Raw genomic sequence first — 22,123 nt, 5'->3', positions numbered from 1 at the left:
GGCCACTGCAGGAACGGCGAGACGAGGGGGTACGGCGCATGCGTGGCGGCTTCCCGGGTCTGCGGGGACGCCCCCCGGCCAGGGCGAGCGGACGCCCCGGCGCCCGCGCGAGGGGCTCCGCCGGGGCGCTCGCGGCGCGGGCCGGGCTGGTCGCGGTGGCCGTCTGCACCGGGGTCTGGCTCATCGGCAGCGGCTCGGCCGTGACCGTGCGGCCCCCGCTGCCCTCCGCGGCGGAGGCGTTGAGCGCGCAGCCCCTCTACGCCGGGAGCATCGACCCGCTCCCGGGCTCGCCGCCGGTACGGATCAGGATCCCGTCGATCCGGGTGGACGCCCCGCTGACCGGTCTGGGCCTGGACCGCGACGGCAGCCTCGAAGTGCCCCCGCCGGCCCGCCGGGAGCTCGCCGGCTGGTACCGGGACGGGACCACTCCGGGTGCGACGGGCACCGCGGTGATCGCGGGGCACGTCGACCACGCCAGCGGCCCGGCGGTCTTCTACCACCTGGGGGCGCTGCGCCGGGGGGCCGCGGTGGAGGTCGACCGGGCGGACGGGCGGACGGCCGTGTTCACCGTGCACGCGGTCGAGGTGTACGACGCCGGGGCGTTCCCGGACCGGCGGGTGTACGGGCCCTCGCCGCGCGCCGAGCTGCGGGTGATCACCTGTGGCGGCGCGTTCTCCCCGCGCACCGGCTACCAGGGCAACGTGGTCGTCTTCGCGCACCTCACCGGGGTGTCGTGAGACCGGCTGGGAAGGGGCTCCCCTAGCCCCACTGTTCGAGGCCGAGCTTGACCACCAGGGCGCCCACCACGGTGAGGAGCACGCCGCGGACGAAGCCGCTGCCCTTCGTCAGCGCCATCCGGGCGCCGACCATGCCGCCGGCCAGGTTGAAGACCGCCATCAGGGCGGCCAGCTGCCAGAACACCATGCCCTGGTAGGCGAACATCGCGAGCGCGCCGGCGTTGGTGCAGCAGTTGACGATCTTCGCGGTGGCGGAGGCGGTGACCAGGTCGAGGTGGAGCAGGGCGGTCAGGGCCAGCACCAGGAACGTGCCGGTACCGGGTCCGATGAGGCCGTCGTAGCAGCCGATGCCCAGGCCGGCGAGGGCGATGGTGAGGAGCACGCGGCCGCGGGAGACGGGCGCGGCGGAGGGGGCGGCGCCGAAGCCGGGCTTGAGGATGACCACGGCGGCGACCACCACCAGCACCCCCATGATCAGGGGCCGCATGGCGTCCTTGCTGATCCCGCCGGCGAGTGCGGCCCCGCCCATCGATCCGGCGAGCGCGGCCAGCCCGATGCGGACGGCGAGCTTCACGTCGACGGCGGTCTTGCGCGCGTAGGTGACGGCGGCCCCGGCGGTGCCGACGATGGCCACCGCCTTGTTGGTCCCGAGGACGGCGGCGGGCTGGGCGGCCGGCAGGCCGAGCAGCAGGGCCGGCAGGAGCAGCAGTCCGCCACCGCCGACCACCGCGTCGATCCAGCCGGCCGCGGCGGCGGCCGCACACAGCACGATGATCATGGTCGTTGATATGTCAGGCACGGCCACGACCCTAGGTACCGCATCGGTGCAGGGACCATCGATCCCCGGAAACTTGCGCAAAGGTTGAGGTTGCGCGGCCTCACGCGCCGCCGGCCCGGGCGCTGAGGCCGGTGTTCCGTCCGGGTAACAGGGGCGATGCGGCGGGGAAACAGCCCGCCCGCACGCTCGTGCCATGACCTCGGAACAGCGTGTGGTGGTGATCGGCGGCGGCCTGGCGGGCCTGCGGCTCGCCGCGCGGCTGGGCCCCGGTGCGGCGGTGACCGTGCTCGGGGAGGAAAGCCGCGCCCCCTACAACCGGGTCCTGCTCGCCGAGGTGCTGGCGGGCCGGTACGCCCCCGAGGTCACCGCGCTCCCGGCCCCCGGCCCGGCGCTGCGCCGGGGCGTCCGGGCGGTGCGGATCGACCGCGCGGACCGGACCGTCCACTGCGACGACGGTTCGGCGGAGCGGTACGACACGCTGGTGCTGGCCACCGGCTCGAACCCGGTGCTGCCGCCGCTGCGCGGGCTGTTCGCCCCCGACGGGCGGGAACTCCCCGAGGGGGTGCACGCGTTCCGCACCATGGACGACTGCCTGGCCCTCGCGGCGGCCGTACGCCCGGGCGTACGGGCGGTGGTGATCGGCGGCGGGCTGCTGGGCGTCTCGGCGGCCCGTGCGCTGGCCGCGCGGGGTGCGCGGGTGGTCCTCGCCCAGCAGGCGGAGCGCCTGATGGAGCGCCAGCTGGACGCCGACGCCTCCGCCCTGCTGCGGGACCACCTCACGGCGCTCGGGGTCGAGGTCCACACCGAATGCCGCGTGCGGGGCCTGAGCACGACGGACTCGGTCACGCCCGGAGGGCCGCCGCGCGGGGCCTCCTCCCCGCCCCGCCCTTCCTCCGTTCCCCGGAGCTCCGCCCCGGACCCCGCGCCTCACACGCCGGCGGGGCTGAGAGGGCCCGCTCAGGACCCCCGGCGGGTGAGCGGGGTCGAGCTGGCCGACGGGTACCGGCTCGACGCCGACGTCGTCGTCCTCGCCTGCGGGGTCCGGCCGCGCACCGGGCTCGCCCGGGCGGCCGGGCTGGAGGTCCGCAAGGGCGTCGTGGTCGACGGCCGGCTGCGCACGAGCGACCCGCGCGTGCACGCCGTCGGCGACTGCGCCGAGCACGACGGCCGGGTGTACGGACTGGCCGGTCCCGCCCTGGAGCAGGCCGACGCCCTCGCGGCGGTGCTGCGCGGGGACGACGCCGAGTACACCGGCACCCGTGCCCTCACCCGCCTCACCCTCCCCACGGCCGGCGGCCCCGGCCCCTTCGACCTCGCCGCGTTCGGCGACCCCACCCCGCTCCCCGGCGACGACGTGCTCCGCCTCGCGGACGCCACCCGCCGCACCTACCGCAAGGTCGTCCTGCGCGGCGGCCGGCTCGTCGGCGGGGTGCTGCTCGGGGAGCTCTCCACGGTGGGGGCCCTCGCCCGCACCTGGGAGGGCGACGCGTACCTGACCGCCCCGCACGACCCGTTCCACCTGCTCACCGACGACGGAGGCCACTGATGACCGTGCCCGAGCCCCTGCCCGCGATCGTGCTCATCGGACACGGCATGGTCGGCCAGCGCTACCTGGAGGCCCTCGCCGAGCGCGGGGCCACCGCGACGCACCGGATCACCGTGCTCTGCGAGGAGCCCCGGCCCGCATACGACCGGGTCCACCTCACCTCGTACTTCTCCGGAAGGACCCCCGAGGACCTCTCCCTGACCCCGGCCGGCTTCATGGAGCGGCACGGCATCGAGCTGCGCCTCGACGACCCCGCCGAGCACGTCGACACGGCCGCCCGTACCGTCACCGCCCGCTCCGGGCGGGTGGTCCCGTACGACGTGCTCGTGCTGGCGACCGGCAGCCACCCCTTCGTGCCGCCCGTCCCCGGCAGGGACGCCCCGGGCTGCTTCGTGTACCGCACCATCGAGGACCTCCTCGCGATCGAGGAGTACGCCAAGACCCGCTCCAGCGGGGCCGTCGTCGGCGGCGGCCTGCTCGGGCTGGAGGCGGCCGGCGCCCTCCAGGGGCTCGGGCTCGCCACCCGCGTCGTGGAGTTCGCCCCGCGCCTGATGCCCGCCCAGGTGGACGAGGGCGGCGGCGCGGCCCTGCTGCGCACCATCGAGTCCATGGGGCTGACCGTGCACACCGGCGTCGGCACGCAGGAGGTGCTGACCGGCCAGGACGGCTCGGTGTGCGGGATGAGCCTGTCGGACGGCTCCACCGTCGAGACCGGGCTGGTGGTGTTCTCGGCCGGGGTCCGCCCCCGGGACCAGCTGGCCCGCGCGGCCGGCCTGGCCGTCGGTGAGCGCGGCGGCATCACCGTCGACGCCCGCTGCCGCACCTCCGACCCGCGCGTGTACGCCATCGGCGAGTGCGCGCAGGCCGTCGACGGCCGCGTCTACGGGCTGGTCGCGCCGGGCTACGAGATGGCCGAGACCGCCGCCGAGGACCTCCTGGGCCGGGAGAAGGAGTTCACCGGGGCCGACCTGTCCACCAAGCTCAAGCTGCTCGGCGTGGACGTGGCCTCCTTCGGCGACGCGCACGGCACCGCCGAGGGCAGCCTGGACGTGGTCTGGTCGGACTCCCGCTCCGGCGTCTACAAGAAGCTGGTCGTCTCCCCCGAGGGGGTGCTGCTCGGCGGCGTGCTGGTCGGCGACGCCGACGCGTACGGGCTGCTGCGCCCGCTGACCGGCAGCGTCCCGCCGGTCGCCCCCGAGCGGCTGGTGCTGCCCGCCGGGGCCGGCGCGCCCGTCGCGCTCGGCCCGTCCTCGCTGCCGGACACGGCGGTGATCTGCTCCTGCCACAACGTCACCAAGAAGGCCGTCACCGCCTGCGCCACCCTGGCCGAGGTCAAGAAGTGCACCAAGGCCGGCACCGGCTGCGGAAGCTGCCTGAAGGTGATCGGACAGCTGCTGCCGGCGGCCGCCGGCCAGGGGCTGTGCGGCTGCTTCCCCTACACCCGGGCCGAGCTGTACGAGATCGTCCGCACCCGGCGCCTGGCCTCCTACCGGGACATCCTGGACGGGCACGGCAGCGAGGAGGCGCGCGGCGGCGACGGCTGCGAGGTCTGCAAGCCCGCCGTCGGCTCGATCATCGCCTCCCTGGCCCCGGCCCTGGGCGCCAGCGGCTACGTGCTGGACGGGGAGCAGGCGGCCCTCCAGGACACCAACGACCACTTCCTCGCCAACCTCCAGCGCAACGGCTCGTACTCGGTCGTCCCGCGCGTCCCGGGCGGTGAGATCACCCCCGACAAGCTGATCGTGATCGGGGAGGTGGCCCGCGACTTCGGCCTCTACACGAAGATCACGGGCGGTCAGCGCATCGACCTGTTCGGCGCGCGCGTGGACCAGCTCCCGCGGATCTGGGCGCGGCTGGTGGACGCCGGTTTCGAGTCCGGGCACGCGTACGGCAAGGCGCTGCGGACGGTGAAGTCCTGCGTGGGGCAGACCTGGTGCCGCTACGGGGTGCAGGACAGCGTCCGGATGGCCATCGACCTGGAGCTGCGCTACCGGGGCCTGCGCGCCCCGCACAAGCTGAAGTCGGCGGTGTCCGGCTGCGCCCGCGAGTGTGCGGAGGCGCAGAGCAAGGACTTCGGGGTGATCGCGACGGCGAGCGGCTGGAACCTGTACGTCGGCGGGAACGGCGGGGCGGTCCCGCGCCACGCGGACCTGCTGGCGCAGGACCTGTCGGACGCCGAACTGGTGCGGCTCGTCGACCGGTTCCTGATGTTCTACATCCGCACCGCCGACCGGCTGGAGCGGACGTCCACCTGGCTGGAGCGGCTGGAGGGCGGCCTGGACCACCTGCGGGACGTGGTGGTGCACGACTCGCTGGGGCTGTGCGACGAGCTGGAGGCCCTGATGGCCGACCACGTGGCGCACTACCGTGACGAGTGGGCCGAGACCCTGTCGGACCCGGAGCGGCTGCGCAGGTTCGTGTCCTTCGTCAACGCGCCCGGCGCGCCCGACCCGACCGTGAGGTTCGTTCCCGAGCGCGACCAGGTCAAGCCCGACCTGGCCGTCCTGACCGTGGGAGGGGCGGCCCGATGACCGTCGAACTGGAGGTGGCCGGGGGGTGGCTGACGGTATGCCCGCTGTCGGCGCTGGTCCCGGGGCGCGGGGTCGCGGTCCTGCTGCCCGACGGGAGCCAGGCCGCGGTCTTCCTCGACCGCGCGGGGCGCCCGTACGCGATCGGCAACCAGGACCCCTTCACCGGGGCGCACGTCCTGTCGCGCGGGCTGGTGGGGCGTGCGCAGGGGCGGCCCTTCGTGGCCTCGCCGCTGCTGAAGCAGCGCTTCGACCTGGAGTCGGGGCGCTGCCTGGACGACGAGGAGGTGGCGGTCCGGACGTACCGGGTACGGACCGCCCCCGCCCCGTAGGGCCTCAGCCCTGGACCGCGGCCGGATCCATCCACACGAACTCCCACACATGGTGGTCGAGGTCCTCGAAGGCGCGGCCGTACATGAAGCCGAGGTCCATGACGGGGCGGGGTTCGACGGCGCCGGCCGCGACGGCGGCGTCGACGACCTCGTCGACCTTCTCCCGGCTGTCGGCGCTGAGCGCGACCATGACCTCGGTGGTCTTCGAGGCGTCGGCCACCGGCTTGGTGGCGAACTCCTTGAACTTCTCCTCGGTCAGCAGCATCGCGAAGATGCTGTCGCTGACGACCATGCAGGCGGCGGTGTGGTCGGTGAACCGGGGGTTGAAGGAGTAGCCGAGCTTCTCCCAGAAGGCCTTCGCGGCGTCCAGGTCCTTCACCGGCAGGTTGACGAAGATCATCTGGCTCATCTCGGTTCCTCTTCCCTGGTGGGGCGTGGTGCGTGGTGCTTTGTCGAAGGGGTAGACCCGGGGATCCGGCAGAACTCATCGCTGTCCGGCGGAGTTTTTTCAGGGATCTCGTTTCCGCAGTTCACAGGCTTCGGAAGGGCGGCGTCCGGCTGCCTGGCGGGGGTAGGGCGACTGCCCGCGCACCGGTCGCCCCGGCGTCACGGGGAGTTGGCGTCCCGTCCATGCCGCGCCCCTAGGTTCCTCGACGCATGCGAACCCGCGCCCGGCCGGTCGCGGGGGCCCTCCTCCCACAGGAGTGACCGTGGAACGTCGTACCTTCCTGCGCGGTGCCGTGATCGGCACCTCCGCCGCCGCCTTCGCCGGAACCCTCGGCCACGGGGCCGCGTACGCCGCCCCGGCCCAGCCGGGCGCCGGTCCCTACGGGGCCCTCGGCGCGGCGGACGCCAACGGGATCATGCTCCCGTCCGGGTTCACCAGCCGGGTCGTGGCCCGCTCCTCGCAGACGGTCAGCGGCACGTCGTACACCTGGCACAGCGCCCCTGACGGCGGCGCGTGCTTCGCGGACGGCAGCGGCTGGATCTACGTGTCGAACTCGGAGATCAACCCGAGCGGCGGTGCGAGCGCGGTGAAGTTCAATTCCTCGGGCACGGTCACCGGGGCGTACCGGATCCTGGCGAACACCCGGCAGAACTGCGCGGGCGGCAAGACCCCGTGGAACACCTGGCTGTCCTGCGAGGAGGTCAGCCTCGGGTACATCTACGAGACCGACCCGTACGGGGTGAACGCGGCCGTGCAGCGGCCCGCGATGGGCCGCTTCAAACACGAGGCGGCGGCAGCCGACCCGGTCCGCCAGGTGGTCTACCTGACCGAGGACGAGACGAACGGCTGCTTCTACCGGTTCGTGCCCACCACCTGGGGCAGCCTGTCCGCCGGCACGCTCCAGGTCATGGTCGCCGGAAGCGGCACCTCCGGCTCCTTCAGCTGGCAGAACGTGCCGGACCCCGACGGCTCCCCGACCACGACCCGCACCCAGGTGTCCGGCGCCAAGCACTTCAACGGCGGCGAGGGCTGCCACTACGCGAGCGACACCGTGTGGTTCACCACCAAGGGCGACAACCGGGTCTGGCAGCTCAACCTGGCGAGCAGCACCTACGAGCTGGCCTACGACGACTCCCTGGTCCCCGGCGGCGCGGCGCCGCTGACCGGTGTCGACAACGTCACCGGGTCGACGTTCGGGGACCTGTACGTCGCCGAGGACGGCGGCACCATGGAGATCTGCGTGATCACCCCGGACGACGTGGTGGCGCCCTTCCTGCGGATCACCGGCCAGTCCTCCTCGGAGATCACCGGCCCGGCCTTCTCCCCCGACGGCAGCAGGCTGTACTTCAGCAGCCAGCGCGGCACGACCGGCTCCTCGACCGGCGGCGTCACCTACGAGGTGACCGGGCCGTTCCGCGTCTGACGCGCCCGCCCGGCACCCGGCCCGGCGGGGAGGAGCCGACCTCCCCGCCGGGCCGCGGCGCGTCCGGAGAACCGATCCTTCAGGAGACCACCGCGCCTCCCTTGAGCAGGGCCGCGCCCAGCGGGGTCACCGTGTGCAGGACGGCGTTGCCGTGGCGCAGGGTCGTCACCAGGCCCGCCTCGCGCATCACGCAGGCGTGCTGGCTCGCCGAGGCCAGGGAGACCCCGGCACGGCGGGCCAGCTCGCTGGTGGTGGCCCCGTCGCCGATGGCCCGCAGCACCACCGAGCGGGTGTGGCCGACCAGCTTGCCCAGGGTGCGCTGGCGCTGCTCCTCGGCCGGCCGGGCGGCCTCCCCGTTCCCGGCCGCGGAGGCCAGCTGGGCGGCGGCCGGGTAGACCAGCACCGGCGGCAGCTCCGGGTCATGCAGGGTCACGGCCGTACGGCGGCAGAAGAAGGACGGCTGGAGCAGCAGCCCGCGCCCGCGCAGCCGTACGTCCCGGTCCACCGGGTACTCGCACTCCAGCACCGGGGCCCGCCAGCGCAGCATCGGCGGCAGGGAGGCGAGCAGCTCGTCCGCGCCGCCGTCGAGGAGCGCGCGGCCGCGTGCCGCCCGTTCGGCCTCTATCTGGGCCTGGATGTGGCTCCAGTACGGCTCCACGGCCGCCCGGTGGTAGGCGCGCAGCTCGCCCAGCAGCCGGGGCAGGTGTTTGGTGCCGCCGTCCATGAACTCCCGCAGCCGGGTCGGCGGCGGGGTCCCGAAGGCGGCCCCGAAGCCGGTCCCGGCGCCGGCGCCCACGAGGGACAGCTCCCGGCGCAGCCGCTCGGGGCGCAGCGCGCGCAGCGCGTCGAGCCCGAGGTCCCACCCGTACTGGCCCTCGGCCGGGGTCAGGAAATCGGGGAAATAGCCGCGAGCCGGTATGAGCGCACCCAGCAGCCTTGTTTCACCATTCAACCTGCTCCGGGTTTCCGTGCGCCATTCGCCGAAGAACCGGGCGTCACGCCGGTCTCTTAAGCGATGAAAACTAAGAATCGTTTCCCACAACGCATCGGGACGCCCTGCCATCCGTACGCGTGCCAGGTCCACTCCAGTGAAATGGATACGAAGCACCGAACCCCCACCTGTGCAACCGCAATCCCCCCGCCCCACGAGTATGCATGCCGTCACACGTGGTCACCACGCCCTTTCGGCCACAGTTGAAACCCCTTTCGGCGGAGGCGTGACAAGCGAAATCCTGTACTCCGCCAGGCACACTCCGGTGCGACCGAAACGCTCCGTGAAGGCCGTGGGGGGCTTTGCGGGGCCTGGCGGTCGGTCGCACCGGGAAGCGCCGACGTGCCTGGCGGATAGGCGGCAGGCGGTGGACGGGTGGGGATCCGTCCACCGCCTGGCGCTGTAATGACATTGTTGAAAATTTCGCGATACGGGCGGTCTCGCACCCGCCCCCGAAATGGGATGCGCCCTCCCCCGGCAGTCAGGGAACCGGGGGAGGGCGCAGTCTGTGGGGCTCGGGGAGCCCTGGGGGCCTCACGGGCCCGGGCGGGGCCCCGAAGGGCCCCTGGAGGGTCTCAGCGGCTGTCGGAGCCCTTGGCCTCGGCGGCGGCGCGGCCGGCCTCCAGGCGCGCCACCGGGATCCGGAACGGCGAGCAGGAGACGTAGTCGAGGCCGACCTCGTGGAAGAAGTGCACCGACTCCGGGTCGCCGCCGTGCTCGCCGCAGACGCCGAGCTTGAGGTCGGGGCGGGTGGCCCGGCCCTGCTCGACCGCGTGGCGCACCAGGGAGCCGACGCCGTCCCGGTCGATGGTCTCGAAGGGCGAGACCCCGAAGATGCCCTTCTCCAGGTAGGCCGTGAAGAAGCTGGCCTCGACGTCGTCGCGGGAGAAGCCCCACACCGTCTGGGTCAGGTCGTTCGTGCCGAAGGAGAAGAACTGCGCGGCCTCGGCGATCTGGGCGGCCGTCAGCGCGGCGCGCGGCAGCTCGATCATCGTGCCGACGGAGAGCTTGAGGCTGGTGCCGGTGGCGGCCTCGACCTCGGCGATGATCGCGTCGGCCTCCTCGCGGACGATCTCCAGCTCCTGGACGGTGCCGACCAGCGGGACCATGATCTCGGCGCGCGGGTCGCCCTTGGCGTTCTTGCGCTCGGCGGCGGCCTCGGCGATCGCCCGGACCTGCATGGCGAACAGGCCGGGGATGACCAGGCCGAGGCGGACGCCGCGCAGACCCAGCATCGGGTTCTGCTCGTGCAGCTTGTGCACGGCCTGGAGCAGGCGCAGGTCGTTCTCGTTGGCGTCCTTGCGGGACTCGGCGAGGGCGACGCGCACCGACAGCTCGGTGATGTCGGGCAGGAACTCGTGCAGCGGCGGGTCGAGCAGGCGGACGGTGACGGGCAGGCCGTCCATCGCCTCGAACAGCTCGATGAAGTCCTGCTTCTGCAGCGGCAGGAGGGCACTGAGTGCCTCCTCGCGCTCGCCGTCGGTGTCCGCGAGGATCAGGCGCTCGACCATCTCGCGGCGCTCACCGAGGAACATGTGCTCGGTGCGGCACAGGCCGATGCCCTGGGCGCCGAAGCGGCGGGCGCGCAGCGCGTCCTCGGCGTTGTCGGCGTTGGCGCGGACCCGCAGGCGGCGGACGCGGTCCGCGTACGCCATGATCCGGTGCACGGCGGCGACCAGCTCGTCGGCGTCGTCGGCGCCGGCGTGCATGCGGCCCTCGAAGTACTCGACGACCGGGGACGGCACGACGGGTACCTCACCGAGGTACACCTTGCCGGTAGAGCCGTCGATCGAGACGACGTCGCCCTCTTCGATGACCGTCTCGCCGACCGTCATCCGGCGGCGCTTGGTGTCGACGTCCAGCTCCTCGGCACCGCAGACACAGGTCTTGCCCATGCCGCGGGCGACGACGGCGGCGTGCGAGGTCTTGCCGCCGCGGGAGGTCAGGATGCCCTCGGAGGCGATCATGCCGTCGAGGTCGTCCGGGTTGGTCTCGCGGCGGATCAGGATGACCTTCTCGCCGGAGCGGGACCACTTGACGGCCGTGTACGAGTCGAAGACGGCCTTGCCGACCGCCGCGCCCGGGGAGGCGGCGATGCCGCGGCCCAGCAGGGTGGTCTTCGCGCCCTCGTCGAAGCGCGGGAACATCAGCTGGGCCAGCTGGTGGCCGGTGACGCGCTGGAGCGCCTCGGCCTCGCTGATCAGGCCCTGGTCGACGAGCTGGGTGGCGATGCGGAAGGCGGCGCCGGCGGTGCGCTTGCCCACGCGGGTCTGGAGCATCCACAGCTGGCCGCGCTCGATCGTGAACTCGATGTCGCAGAGGTCCTTGTAGTGGTTCTCCAGCGTCGTCATGATCGTCATGAGCTGGTCGTAGGAGGCCTTGTCGATGGTCTCCAGGTCCGCGAGCGGGACCGTGTTGCGGATGCCCGCGACGACGTCCTCGCCCTGGGCGTTCTGCAGGTAGTCGCCGTAGACGCCGGCGTGGCCGCTGGCGGGGTCGCGGGTGAAGGCGACGCCGGTGCCCGAGTCGGGGCCGAGGTTGCCGAAGACCATGGAGCAGACGTTGACCGCGGTGCCCAGGTCGCTCGGGATGCGCTCCTGGCGGCGGTAGAGCTTGGCGCGGTCGGTGTTCCAGGAGTTGAAGACGGCCTCGACGGCGAGGTCGAGCTGCTCGCGGGCGTCCTGCGGGAACTCCCGGCCGGCCTCCTTGGAGACGATCTTCTTGAAGACCTTGACCAGCTTCTTGAGGTCGGCGGCGTCGAGGTCGGTGTCGACGGCGACCTTCTTGGCGGCCTTGGCCTCGTCGAGGGCGTCCTCGAAGAGCTCGCCCTCGACGCCGAGGACGGTCTTGCCGAACATCTGGATGAGGCGGCGGTACGAGTCCCACGCGAAGCGCTCGTTGTCCGCCTGCGCGGCGAGGCCGACGACGGACTCGTCGGAAAGGCCGATGTTGAGGACCGTGTCCATCATGCCCGGCATGGAGAACTTGGCTCCGGAGCGGACGGAGACCAGCAGCGGGTCGTCCGACTGGCCCAGCTTCTTGCCCATCTTCGCCTCGAGGGCGGCGAGGTGCGCGCTGACCTCGTCGCGGAGCTCGGCCGGGGCCGAACCGCTGTCGAGGTAGACCTTGCAGGCCTCGGTGGTGATGGTGAAGCCGGGAGGGACGGGAAGACCCAGGTTGGTCATCTCGGCGAGGTTGGCCCCCTTGCCGCCGAGAAGGTCCTTGAGGTCCCGGTTGCCCTCGGTGAAGTCGTAGACGAACTTCTGATCTTTGTTTTCCGACACGGGTCTCGACTCCTCGAGGACTCGGGTGGCTGCCCTGACGGCCAGGAACATACCCAGATCGAAGGCTTATCGGTACGTCCACTTGGCGGTCATGGGGCCGTAACCACCCGTGCGCCACCGTATCGAAAGTAACCGATGGGTAATGCGATCGCACGAAGAGCCTTCAGAAGCCGAAGCCCGAGCAGCCGTTTGAGGCTTGATCCCGCTCGGATGAGCGATCATCGATACATTTGCGTTCAACTCTTGAACGAACAAAGGGTGGCACCCAGTGCCACCCTTTGAAAGTCTTACCCGTGACTTACGCGCTCATCTGAGCGAAACCTCTCCCATGCGTGGCGTATATCACGCGGCACGCAGGGCGATTTCTCAGCCTCCGGACGTGTCCAGCTCGGCGTCCTCGCTCACGCCGGCGCAGTCGTAGGGATCCTTCAACCAGCCGTCCGGCAGGACAACTCGGTTGTTTCCGGACGTCCTGCCCCGCGGACCGTCCGCACCGTCAGGCCAGGGCTGGTCCAGGTCCAGCTCGCTCAGATGAGCGTCCAGTTCGGCCAGGGAGGAGGTGACGGCCAGCTTGCCGCGCATCTCGGAACCGACGGCGAAGCCCTTGAGGTACCAGGCCACGTGCTTACGGAAATCGATCACACCGCGCGCCTCGTCGCCGATCCACTCCCCCAGCAGCTGCGCGTGCCGCAGCATCGTGGCGGCGACCTCCCGCAGGTTCGGCTTGTGGAAGTCCTCGGGGCGCCCCTCGAAGGCGGCGACCAGGTCGTTGAACAGCCAGGGCCGCCCCAGGCAGCCGCGTCCGACCACCACGCCGTCGCAGCCGGTCTCGCGGACCATGCGCAGCGCGTCCTCGGCGCACCAGATGTCCCCGTTGCCGAGCACCGGGATCTCCGGGACGTGCTCCTTGAGCCGGGCGATGGCCTCCCAGTCGGCGGTGCCGCCGTAGTGCTGGGCGGTGGTGCGGCCGTGCAGGGCGATGGCGGTGATCCCCTCCTCGACGGCGATCCGGCCGGCGTCGAGGTAGGTGAGGTGCTCGTCGGTGATGCCCTTGCGCATCTTCATCGTCACCGGCAGGCCGCCGGCGCCCGCGACCGCCTCGCGCAGGATGGCGCGCAGCAGGTTGCGCTTGTAGGGCAGGGCCGAGCCGCCACCCTTGCGGGTGACCTTGGGGACCGGGCAGCCGAAGTTGAGGTCGATGTGGTCGGCGCGGTCCTCTTCCACGATCATGCGGACGGCCTTGCCGACGGTCACGGGGTCCACCCCGTACAGCTGAATCGAGCGCGGCTTTTCCGTCGCGTCGAAGTGGATCAGCTGCATGGTCTTCTCGTTGCGCTCGACCAGGGCGCGTGTCGTGATCATCTCGCTCACGAACAGCCCCTTGCCGCCCGAGAACTCGCGGCAGAGCGTACGGAACGGGGCGTTGGTGATGCCGGCCATGGGCGCGAGCACCACGGGGGGCTGCACGGTGTGCGGGCCGATCGCGAGGGGCGGAGGGAGCGTGGTCATCCCTCCATTCTCGCCCACGCGCCGTTCGTTAGTTAGCCGTACTATCGGCGGTATGCATCACACGAGTGTCGTGGATCACATGAGCCGCAGGCGCCGCCTGCTGGTCCTCGCGATCTGCTGCATGAGCCTGCTGATCGTCAGCCTGGACAACACCGTGCTGAACGTGGCGCTGCCCGCGATGCGCCGCGAGTTCCACGCCTCGGTCTCGGGCATGCAGTGGACCATCGACGCCTACACCCTGGTCATCGCCTCGCTGCTGATACTGGCCGGGTCCACGGCGGACCGGATCGGGCGCCGCCGGGTGTTCGCCTGGGGGCTGGTCCTCTTCACGGCGGGATCGGTGCTCTGCTCACTGGCGCCGACCCTGGAATGGCTGGTCGTCTTCCGGATGCTCCAGGCCGTCGGCGGGGCGATGCTCAATCCGGTCGCCATGTCGATCATCACCAACACCTTCACCGACCCGAAGGAACGCGCCCGGGCCATCGGCGTCTGGGGCGCGGTGGTGGGCATCTCGATGGCCGCGGGGCCCCTGGTCGGCGGGCTGCTGGTGGACTCGGTGGGGTGGCGGTCCATCTTCTGGGTCAACGTGCCGGTGGGGCTGCTCGCCCTGGTGCTGACCCTGCGGCACGTCCCCGAGTCCCGGTCCGAGCGGCCGCGCCGGGCGGACCCGGTGGGCCAGCTGCTGGTGATGGCGCTGCTGGGCGGGGTGACGTACGCGATCATCGAGGCGCCGGCCGAGGGCTGGAGCTCGCCGCCGATCCTCGGGTGCGCGCTCGGCGCGGCGGCCGCGCTGGCCGGGCTCCTGTACTACGAGTCCCGGCGGGCGGACCCGCTGATCGACCCCCGGTTCTTCCGCAGCGCCCCCTTCAGCGGGGCGACCGTGATCGCGGTGAGCACCTTCGCCTCGCTGTCCGGCTTCCTCTTCCTGACCACCCTCTACCTCCAGGAGGTGCGGGGGCTGGACGCCCTGGACGCCGGGCTGCACATGCTGCCGATGGCCGCGTTCGCCTTCCTGTGCGCGCCGGTGTCGGGGCGGCTGGTCGCCAGCCACGGGCCGCGGCCGTCGCTGCTCGTCTCCGGCGTGGCCATGGGGGCGAGCGGGCTGCTGTTCGCGGCGTTCTCGGCGGAGACGTCCACACCGTTGATGTTCACCGGGTACGTGCTGTTCGGCATCGGCTTCGGGCTGGTCAACGCGCCGATCACCAATACGGCGGTGTCCGGGATGCCGCGCGCCCAGGCGGGGGTGGCGGCGGCGGTGGCCTCCACCAGCCGGCAGACCGGCGGGGCGCTGGGCGTGGCCGTGATCGGGGCGGTGCTGGCGGCCGGCACGGCGGGCGGTGCGGACTTCGCGACGGCGACCCGGCCGGCCTGGTGGATCATCACCGGCTGCGCGCTGCTGGTCGTCGTGGTCGGGGCGGTGACCACCGGCCCGTGGGCCCACGCCACCGCGCTGCGCACGGCGCAGTCCCTCGAAGCGCCCGCCGCCCCGCCTTCCGCTCCCCCGCCGGCTCAGGCCTCCGGCCCCGCTCCGGGCTCCGGCTCCCGGATGGACGGCGGGCTGCCCCCGGCGACGGGTCCGGCCCCGGCCGGCTGACCTCCCGCGACGCGCGTCCCCGTGCGGCCGAACCCCTTCGCGGGTCCGGCCGCACTCGTGTCTCCCGCTCCTTCCCTTCCCGGGCCGTCTCCTCACACGTACGGATGACAGATATTGAAATCTGTCATCCGTCATGCCATTCTCGTTCCATGACGACGAACGAGAACACCGCGACCGCCACCACGTCCGCCCCCGCCCCCACCCGCCGGCTGGGTACCACGGGCCCCGCCGTCTTCTCCCTGGGGCTGGGCTGCATGGGCATGTCCGCCCTCTACGGCGAGGCGGACCGGGCCGAGTCGCTCGCGACCATCCACGCCTACCTGGAGGCCGCCCCGGAGGGCACGAACGCGCTGCTCGACACCGGCGACTTCTACGGCATGGGCCACAACGAACTGCTGATCAACGAGGCCCTGCGCACGGCGCCGACGGCGGCCCGCGAGCAGGCGCTGACCAGCGTCAAGTTCGGTGCGCTCCGTACGGTCGAGGGCGGCTTCACCGGCTACGACGGCCGGCCCGAGGCCGTGAGGAACTTCCTGGCCTACTCGCTCCAGCGGCTCGGCCGGGACCACATCGACATCTACCGGATCGCCCGCGTGGACCCGGACGTCCCGATCGAGGAGACGGTCGGGGCCATCGCCGAGGCCGTCCAGGCCGGGCACGTACGGCACATCGGCCTCTCGGAGGTCGGCGCGGACACCCTGCGCCGCGCGGCGGCCGTCGCTCCGGTCTCGGACCTCCAGATCGAGTACTCCCTGATCTCGCGCGGCATCGAGGACGAGATCCTGCCCACCGCCCGCGAGCTCGGCATAGGCGTCACGGCGTACGGGGTGCTCTCCCGCGGCCTGATCAGCGGGCACTTCACCCGTGACCGCGCCCTGGCCCCCGGCGACTTCCGCGGGATGAGCCCCCGCTTCCAGGGCGACAACCTGCACCGCAACCTCGACCTGGTCGAGGCCCTGCGCAAGGTCGCCCAGGAGAAGGGGGTCACCGTCGCGCAGACCGCCATCGCCTGGGTGCTCTCCCGGGGCGAGGACATCGTGCCGCTGGTCGGCGCCCGGCGCCGGGACCGCCTCACCGAGGCACTGGGTGCCATGCGCGTGGAGCTGACCGCCGGCGACCTCGCCGCCATCGAGGAGGCCGTCCCCGCGGGATCCGCCTCGGGCGAGCGCTACCCGGCGGCGCAGATGGCCCACCTCGACAGTGAGCACTGAGCTGGCGGTACGGTCGTACCCATGCCCTCCGCTGCCGCCGAGCCCCTGACCCCCGAGCGCATCCTCGAGACCACCGAGGAGGTGCTGCGCCGCTTCGGCCCCACCAAGGCGACCGTGGTGGACGTCGCGCGCGCCCTCGGGGTGAGCCACGGCAGTGTCTACCGGCACTTCCCCTCGAAGGCGGCGCTGCGCGAGGCGGTCACGGACCGCTGGCTCGCCAAGAGCGTGGTCATGCTGGAAAAGATCACCTCGGCGCCCGGGGAGCCCGCGCCCTCCAAGCTGGAGGCCTGGCTGGAGGCCCTCTTCGAGGCCAAGCGGCACAAGGCGGGCGACGATCCCGAGCTGTTCGCGACGTACACGGTGCTGCTCGGCGAGAACAGCGGGGTGGTCGAGGCGCACCTCGGCGAGCTGATCGACCAGCTGACGCGGATCATCGCCGAGGGCGTGGCCGCCGGCACCCTGGTCGCGCCCGACGTCCCGGCGGCCGCCCGCGCCGTCTTCGACGCCACGGGCCGGTTCCACGACCCGCAGTACGTGGCGGACTGGCTCTCCCCCAGCATCCTCACGGAGTTCGAGGCCGTCACGGCGCTGCTCATCCGGGGCCTTCGCCCCTGAACGGCCCCCGCTGCGGGCCCGGTTGACCGGAATCATCCCTTCCGGACAGCTTGGCGATCATTTTGGGGCATGTCGGCTTGTACATGTCACTGGCGGTTCTTTACGGTCCCCTTACCGCACTCATCAGGTACGTCCAGGGGGACCCCTTGTCCACAGCAGCGCAGCCCGCACCACCCGCACGGTCCGGCGGGGCCGCCGCGATCGGTTTGCTCCTGACCATCGCCTTCAACGTGGTCGCGCCGATCCTCACCTACAACATCCTCACCGAGGACCACGGCTGGAGCGAGGCCTCGGCGCTGCTGGCCAGCGGCATCTGGCCGGTGCTCGACAGCGTGGTCATGGTGGCCTGGCGCCGCAAGCTGGACGAGTTCGCCGTCATCACCCTGGTCTTCCTGGTGATCACGGCCGTCGTCTCGCTCGTCGGCGCCCAGTCCACCCGGGCCCTGCTGGTCAAGGACTCCGCCGTGACCGGCCTGTTCGGACTCCTGTGCCTGGCCACGCTGCTCGCGCCGCGTCCGCTGATGTTCTACTTCGGCCGGAAGTTCGGCACCGACGGCACCCCGGCGGGCGTGGCCTACTACAACGGCCTGTGGCAGTACGAGGGCTTCCGCAACGCGCAGCGCCGCATGACGCTGGTGTGGGGCGTGGTCTACCTCATCGAGGCGGCCGTCCGTGTCGCCCTGTCGTACGCGCTGGACACCTCCACCATGGTGGCCCTCAGCCCGTTCCTGATCTACGGGACGCTCGGCGGCCTGGCCCTCTGGACGGTCCGCTTCGTCAAGCGCACCAAGGCCGAGGGGGAGAAGCGCGCGGCGGCCGCGGCCGCCGCGGAGGCCCCCGCGGCCTGACGCCCGCGGCGGACGCACGAAAGACCGGTGGCCCGGTGCGCGGATCGCGCACCGGGCCACCGGTCTTCGAGCGGGAACTAGCAGCCCAGCAGACGGCTGCCGAGGTAGCTCTGGATCTGGTCCAGGGAGACGCGCTCCTGCTTCATGGTGTCGCGCTCGCGCACGGTCACCGCGTTGTCGTCGAGGGTGTCGAAGTCGACGGTGACGCAGAACGGCGTACCGATCTCGTCCTGACGGCGGTAGCGGCGGCCGATGGCGCCCGCGTCGTCGAACTCGATGTTCCAGTTCTTGCGCAGGTCGGCGGCGAGGCCCTTGGCCTTCGGCGACAGGTTGGCGTTGCGCGAGAGCGGGAGGACGGCGACCTTGACCGGCGCGAGGCGCGGGTCGAAGCGCATGACCGTGCGCTTCTCCATGGCGCCCTTGGCGTTGGGGGCCTCGTCCTCGACGAACGCGTCGAGCATGAAGGCGAGCATGGCGCGGTTGACGCCGGCCGCCGGCTCGATGACGAACGGCGTGTAGCGCTCGTTCGCCTCCTGGTCGAAGTAGGACAGGTCCGTGCCGGAGGCCGCGGAGTGCGCCTTCAGGTCGTAGTCGGTGCGGTTGGCCACGCCCTCGAGCTCGGAGAACTCGCTGCCGCCGAAGTTGAAGCGGTACTCGATGTCGGCGGTGCGCTTCGAGTAGTGGGACAGCTTCTCCGCGGGGTGCTCGTACCAGCGCATGTTCTCCTCGCGCATGCCGAGGCCGCGGTACCAGTTCCACCGCTCCTGCATCCAGTACTCCTGCCACTGCTCGTCCTCGCCCGGCTTGACGAAGAACTCCATCTCCATCTGCTCGAACTCGCGGGTGCGGAAGATGAAGTTGCCGGGCGTGATCTCGTTGCGGAAGGACTTGCCCATCTGGGCGATGCCGAACGGGGGCTTCTTGCGCGAGGAGGTCTGCACCATGGCGAAGTTGGTGAAGATGCCCTGGGCGGTCTCGGGACGCAGGTACGCCTTCGAGCCGGTGTCCTGGGTCGGGCCGAGGTGGGTCTCCAGCATGCCGGAGAACTGCTTCGGCTCGGTGAACTGGCCCTTCACACCACAGTGGGGGCAGTTGATGTCGGCCAGGCCGTTCTCGGGGAGGCGGCCGTGCTTGGCCTCGTACGCCTCTTCCAGGTGGTCGGCGCGCTGGCGCTTGTGACACGAGGTGCACTCGGTCAGCGGGTCGGAGAACGTGGCGACGTGGCCCGAGGCCACCCAGACCTCGGGGGCCAGGATCACGGAGGAGTCGAGGCCGACGACGTCCTCACGCCCGGTGACCATGGCCTTCCACCACTGGCGCTTGATGTTCTCCTTGAGCTCGACACCGAGCGGGCCGTAGTCCCAGGCAGCCCTGGAGCCGCCGTAGATGTCACTGCACGGGTAAACGAAGCCACGGCGCTTGCTCAGGCTGACGATGGTTTCGATCTTGTCGGCGGCCACGGTGCTCTCTTCATTACGAGGACGAACGCGAATGCCTCAGGTTACCGGCGCCCGCACCCCCCCTTTCAAATCGGGTATGCCCTTCCGCGGCCCCCGCTACCCCTCCCACCTGGGTTTTTGACAACGGTTTCCATCTTTGATGAAAATGGATGTCATGAACGTACGACGCCTCATACCCACGACCGCCCTCGCCGCCGCCGTCGCCCTGGGCGCGACGGCCCTGACCGCCTGCTCCGGCACGGCCGGCGCTGCGGGCGCGGAGGACGGAAAGCTGCACGTCACGGCGTCGTTCTACCCCCTGCAGTTCCTCGCCGAGCAGATAGGCGGGGACCACGTGAAGGTCGACACCCTGACCAAGCCGGGCGTCGAGCCGCACGACCTGGAGATCACCCCGAAGCAGACCGGGCGGCTCTCCGAGTCCGACGTGGTCCTCTACCTCAAGTCGCTCCAACCGGCCGTCGACAAGGCCATCGCCCAGTCCGGCGTGAAGAACATCGTGGACGCGGCCACCCTCACCAAGCTGGAGGTCCACGGCACCTCCGGCGAGGAGGACCACGACCACGCCGCCGAGGGCCACGACCACGATCACGGCCACTCCCACGGCGAGGCCGCCGAGGACCCGCACGTCTGGCTGGACCCCGTCAAGTACACGGAGATCGCCAAGGGGTTCGGCGCCGCCCTGGAGAAGGCCGACCCCGGCCACGCGGCGGACTACCGGAAGAACACCGGCGAACTCGTCGCCAAACTGGGCGCCCTGGACACCGAGTTCAAGGACGGCCTGAAGAACACGGCCTCCAGGACCTTCATCACCACCCACTCCGCCTTCGGCTACCTCGCCGAGCGCTACGGCCTCGACCAGGAGGGCATCTCCGGCGTCGACCCCGAGTCCGAACCGAGCCCGGCCCGGATGAAGGAGCTCCAGGCCGTCGCGAAGAAGGACAATGTGACGACCGTGTTCTTCGAGACCCTGGCCAGCGACAAGACGGCCAAGACCCTCGCCCGGGACACCGGCCTGCAGACCGACGTCCTCGACCCGCTCGAGGGCATCACCGACACCTCGCAGGGCACCGACTACCTCGAGGTCATGCGGTCCAACCTGAAGAACCTCCAGAAGGCGCTCGGAACCAAGTGACGACAGCAGCAACGGAGGCGCGAGCCATGCAGTCAACGCCCCGCCCGGCGGACGACGACCAGACCGTCATATCCCTGCGCGGGGCCACCGCCTCGCTCGGCTCGCGCCCCGTGCTGCGCGGGATCGACCTCACCGTCCGCCGCGGCGAGGTCGTCGCCCTCCTCGGCGCCAACGGCTCCGGCAAGTCCACGGCCGTCCGCGCCGTCGTCGGCCAGGTCCCCCTCACCGACGGGGCCCTGACCCTCTTCGGCACCGACTTCAAACGCTTCCGCCAGTGGTCGCGCATCGGGTACGTCCCCCAGCGCACCACCGCCGCCAGCGGTGTCCCGGCCACCGTCCGGGAGGTCGTCTCCTCCGGCCGCCTCGCCCGCTCCCGCTTCGGGATCCTGCGCAAGGCCGACAAGGCCGCCGTCGAGCGGGCCCTGTCCCTGGTCGACATGGACGGCTACGCCGACGCCTCGGTCAACGCCCTCTCCGGCGGCCAGCACCAGCGCGTGCTGATCGCCCGGGCCCTCGCCGTCGAACCCGAGCTGCTGATCATGGACGAGCCGATGGCCGGCGTGGACCTCGCCAACCAGGAGGTCCTCGCGAGCGCCCTGCGCGAGCAGGTCGCCGCCGGGACCACCGTGCTCCTCGTCCTGCACGAGCTGGGCCCGCTGGAGCCCCTGATCGGCCGCGCCGTCGTGCTGCGCGACGGCTGCGTCGTCCATGACGGCCCGCCCCCGGAGGCCGTCGGGCAGCACGCCCTCCCCGGCCACGACCACGTACACCCCCACGCGGCGCACGACGCCGAGCCCCTGCGGACGGGACTGCTGAGCTGATGGACCTCCTGCACTACGCCTTCATGCAGCGCGCGCTGATCGCCGCCGCGCTGGTCGGCATCACCGCGCCCGCGATCGGCACGTACCTCGTCCAGCGCCGCCAGGCCGTCATGGGCGACGGCATCGGCCACGTCGCCATGACCGGTGTCGCCCTGGGCTTCCTGCTCAACACCAGCCCGGTCTGGATGGCCACCCTGGTCGCCGTCGCCGGCGCGGTCGGCATGGAGCTGATCCGCTCCCGCGGCAGGACCAGCGGCGACATCGCGCTCGCCATGCTCTTCTACGGCGGCCTGGCCGGCGGTGTCATGATCATCAACCTGGCGCCGGGCGGTTCCACCGCCAACCTGAGCAGCTACCTCTTCGGCTCGATCACCACCGTCTCCGCTGAGGACATCACCGCCGTCGTGATCCTCGCCGCGTTCGTCGTCGCCGTCACCCTCGGCCTGCGCCGCCAGCTGTTCGCGATCAGCCAGGACGAGGAGTTCGCCCGCGTCACCGGTCTCCCGGTGCGCGCGCTGAACCTCCTGATGGCCGTCACCGCCGCCGTCACCGTCACCGTCGCCATGCGCATCGTGGGCCTGCTGCTGGTCAGCGCCATGATGGTGATCCCCGTCGCCGCCGCCCAGCGGGTCACCCGCGGCTTCGCAGCGACCCTGTCGCTGGCCATGGCCATCGGCGTGGTCGTCTCCCTGAGCGGCACCGCCGCCACCTACTACATCGACGCGCCGTCCGGTGCCACGATCGTGCTGCTCGCCATCGCCGTCTTCATCGTCACGACGGCCCTGTCCACACCCCTGGCCAGGCGCCGCGCGAAGGCCTCCCGGGCCGCCGAGGAGGTCTGCGTCCAGGACGACGTGAAGGTCTAG

18 protein-coding genes are annotated in these 22,123 nt (G+C 71.7%); 12 read left to right on the top strand and 6 right to left on the bottom strand.

Features of this window, described 5'->3' with window-relative positions; translation table 11 throughout:
• The first annotated feature begins 38 nt into the window (after positions 1–38).
• Positions 39–737 (top strand): class F sortase, encoded by a 699-nt coding sequence (locus ABD973_RS21930; protein ID WP_241253232.1) that lies wholly within the window; start codon positions 39–41, stop codon positions 735–737.
• 22 nt (positions 738–759) lie between these two features.
• On the opposite strand, the gene ABD973_RS21925 is transcribed toward ABD973_RS21930, so the two are convergent.
• Complete coding sequence (locus ABD973_RS21925; protein WP_345501638.1) at positions 760–1,536, bottom strand: sulfite exporter TauE/SafE family protein; 777 nt, start codon at positions 1,534–1,536, stop codon at positions 760–762.
• 172 nt (positions 1,537–1,708) lie between these two features.
• On the opposite strand from ABD973_RS21925, the gene ABD973_RS21920 reads away from it, so the two are divergent.
• The 3 genes from ABD973_RS21920 to nirD are packed head-to-tail and all read left to right on the top strand — an operon-like array spanning position 1,709 to position 5,921.
• Positions 1,709–3,061 carry an NAD(P)/FAD-dependent oxidoreductase gene (locus tag ABD973_RS21920; RefSeq protein ID WP_345501636.1) on the top strand — a complete coding sequence of 451 codons (1,353 nt, stop codon included), beginning with the start codon at positions 1,709–1,711 and terminating at the stop codon, positions 3,059–3,061.
• The gene (gene nirB, locus ABD973_RS21915) at positions 3,061–5,592 is read left to right on the top strand and encodes a nitrite reductase large subunit NirB (protein ID WP_345501634.1); all 2,532 of its coding nucleotides are present in this window, start codon (positions 3,061–3,063) and stop codon (positions 5,590–5,592) included. The genes ABD973_RS21920 and nirB overlap by 1 nt, the downstream gene beginning before the upstream one ends.
• Positions 5,589–5,921 carry a nitrite reductase small subunit NirD gene (gene nirD / locus ABD973_RS21910; protein ID WP_125821068.1) on the top strand — a complete coding sequence of 111 codons (333 nt, stop codon included), beginning with the start codon at positions 5,589–5,591 and terminating at the stop codon, positions 5,919–5,921. The genes nirB and nirD overlap by 4 nt, the downstream gene beginning before the upstream one ends.
• A 4-nt stretch (positions 5,922–5,925) precedes the next feature.
• On the opposite strand, the gene ABD973_RS21905 is transcribed toward nirD, so the two are convergent.
• Positions 5,926–6,330, bottom strand: a complete 405-nt coding sequence (locus ABD973_RS21905) for a VOC family protein (protein WP_125821069.1) — start codon at positions 6,328–6,330, stop codon at positions 5,926–5,928.
• A gap of 301 nt (positions 6,331–6,631) precedes the next feature.
• Between ABD973_RS21905 and ABD973_RS21900 the strand changes: the two genes are divergently transcribed.
• Positions 6,632–7,792, top strand: coding sequence for an alkaline phosphatase PhoX (locus ABD973_RS21900; protein ID WP_345501631.1), 1,161 nt, complete (start codon positions 6,632–6,634; stop codon positions 7,790–7,792).
• Positions 7,793–7,871: 79 nt separating this feature from the next.
• Here the strand turns inward: ABD973_RS21900 and ABD973_RS21895 are convergent, their stop codons facing one another.
• From ABD973_RS21895 to dusB, 3 genes are all read right to left on the bottom strand, one after another.
• Positions 7,872–8,900, bottom strand: coding sequence for an ArsR/SmtB family transcription factor (locus ABD973_RS21895; protein WP_125594794.1), 1,029 nt, complete (start codon positions 8,898–8,900; stop codon positions 7,872–7,874).
• Between the two features lie 458 nt (positions 8,901–9,358).
• Positions 9,359–12,067, bottom strand: a complete 2,709-nt coding sequence (gene ppdK, locus ABD973_RS21890) for a pyruvate, phosphate dikinase (RefSeq protein WP_125594793.1) — start codon at positions 12,065–12,067, stop codon at positions 9,359–9,361.
• A 366-nt stretch (positions 12,068–12,433) separates the two neighbouring features.
• Positions 12,434–13,576 (bottom strand): tRNA dihydrouridine synthase DusB, encoded by a 1,143-nt coding sequence (dusB, locus tag ABD973_RS21885; protein WP_125821071.1) that lies wholly within the window; start codon positions 13,574–13,576, stop codon positions 12,434–12,436.
• A 52-nt stretch (positions 13,577–13,628) separates the two neighbouring features.
• Between dusB and ABD973_RS21880 the strand changes: the two genes are divergently transcribed.
• The 4 genes from ABD973_RS21880 to ABD973_RS21865 all read left to right on the top strand — a co-directional run bounded on the left by ABD973_RS21880 (position 13,629) and on the right by ABD973_RS21865 (position 17,844).
• On the top strand, positions 13,629–15,170 hold the full coding sequence (locus ABD973_RS21880; RefSeq protein ID WP_345501627.1) for an MFS transporter: 1,542 nt from the start codon (positions 13,629–13,631) through the stop codon (positions 15,168–15,170).
• Positions 15,171–15,319: 149 nt separating this feature from the next.
• On the top strand, positions 15,320–16,381 hold the full coding sequence (locus ABD973_RS21875; RefSeq protein WP_125594791.1) for an aldo/keto reductase: 1,062 nt from the start codon (positions 15,320–15,322) through the stop codon (positions 16,379–16,381).
• A 21-nt stretch (positions 16,382–16,402) separates the two neighbouring features.
• Positions 16,403–16,996 carry a TetR/AcrR family transcriptional regulator gene (locus ABD973_RS21870; protein WP_125821074.1) on the top strand — a complete coding sequence of 198 codons (594 nt, stop codon included), beginning with the start codon at positions 16,403–16,405 and terminating at the stop codon, positions 16,994–16,996.
• 146 nt (positions 16,997–17,142) lie between these two features.
• Positions 17,143–17,844: a VC0807 family protein gene (locus ABD973_RS21865; protein ID WP_164720886.1), complete on the top strand. Its 702-nt coding sequence runs from the start codon at positions 17,143–17,145 to the stop codon at positions 17,842–17,844.
• A gap of 77 nt (positions 17,845–17,921) precedes the next feature.
• Here the strand turns inward: ABD973_RS21865 and ABD973_RS21860 are convergent, their stop codons facing one another.
• Entirely contained in the window at positions 17,922–19,304 is a 1,383-nt protein-coding gene (locus ABD973_RS21860) for a glycine--tRNA ligase (protein WP_125594789.1), read from the bottom strand.
• A 154-nt stretch (positions 19,305–19,458) separates the two neighbouring features.
• On the opposite strand from ABD973_RS21860, the gene ABD973_RS21855 reads away from it, so the two are divergent.
• Genes ABD973_RS21855 through ABD973_RS21845 form a run of 3 tightly spaced genes read left to right on the top strand, consistent with a single transcriptional unit; the run spans position 19,459 to position 22,123 of the window.
• Complete coding sequence (locus ABD973_RS21855) at positions 19,459–20,436, top strand: metal ABC transporter substrate-binding protein (RefSeq protein WP_125821075.1); 978 nt, start codon at positions 19,459–19,461, stop codon at positions 20,434–20,436.
• A gap of 26 nt (positions 20,437–20,462) precedes the next feature.
• Positions 20,463–21,257, top strand: a complete 795-nt coding sequence (locus tag ABD973_RS21850) for a metal ABC transporter ATP-binding protein (RefSeq protein WP_125594787.1) — start codon at positions 20,463–20,465, stop codon at positions 21,255–21,257.
• A complete protein-coding gene (locus tag ABD973_RS21845) occupies positions 21,257–22,123 on the top strand; it encodes a metal ABC transporter permease (RefSeq protein ID WP_125594786.1) in 867 nt (288 codons plus the stop codon). The genes ABD973_RS21850 and ABD973_RS21845 overlap by 1 nt, the downstream gene beginning before the upstream one ends.

Source organism: Streptomyces racemochromogenes, assembly GCF_039535215.1.
GTDB lineage: Bacteria > Actinomycetota > Actinomycetes > Streptomycetales > Streptomycetaceae > Streptomyces > Streptomyces racemochromogenes.
Note: the sequence above shows the minus strand (reverse complement) of the source record. Positions and strands in the feature narration are given on the sequence as shown.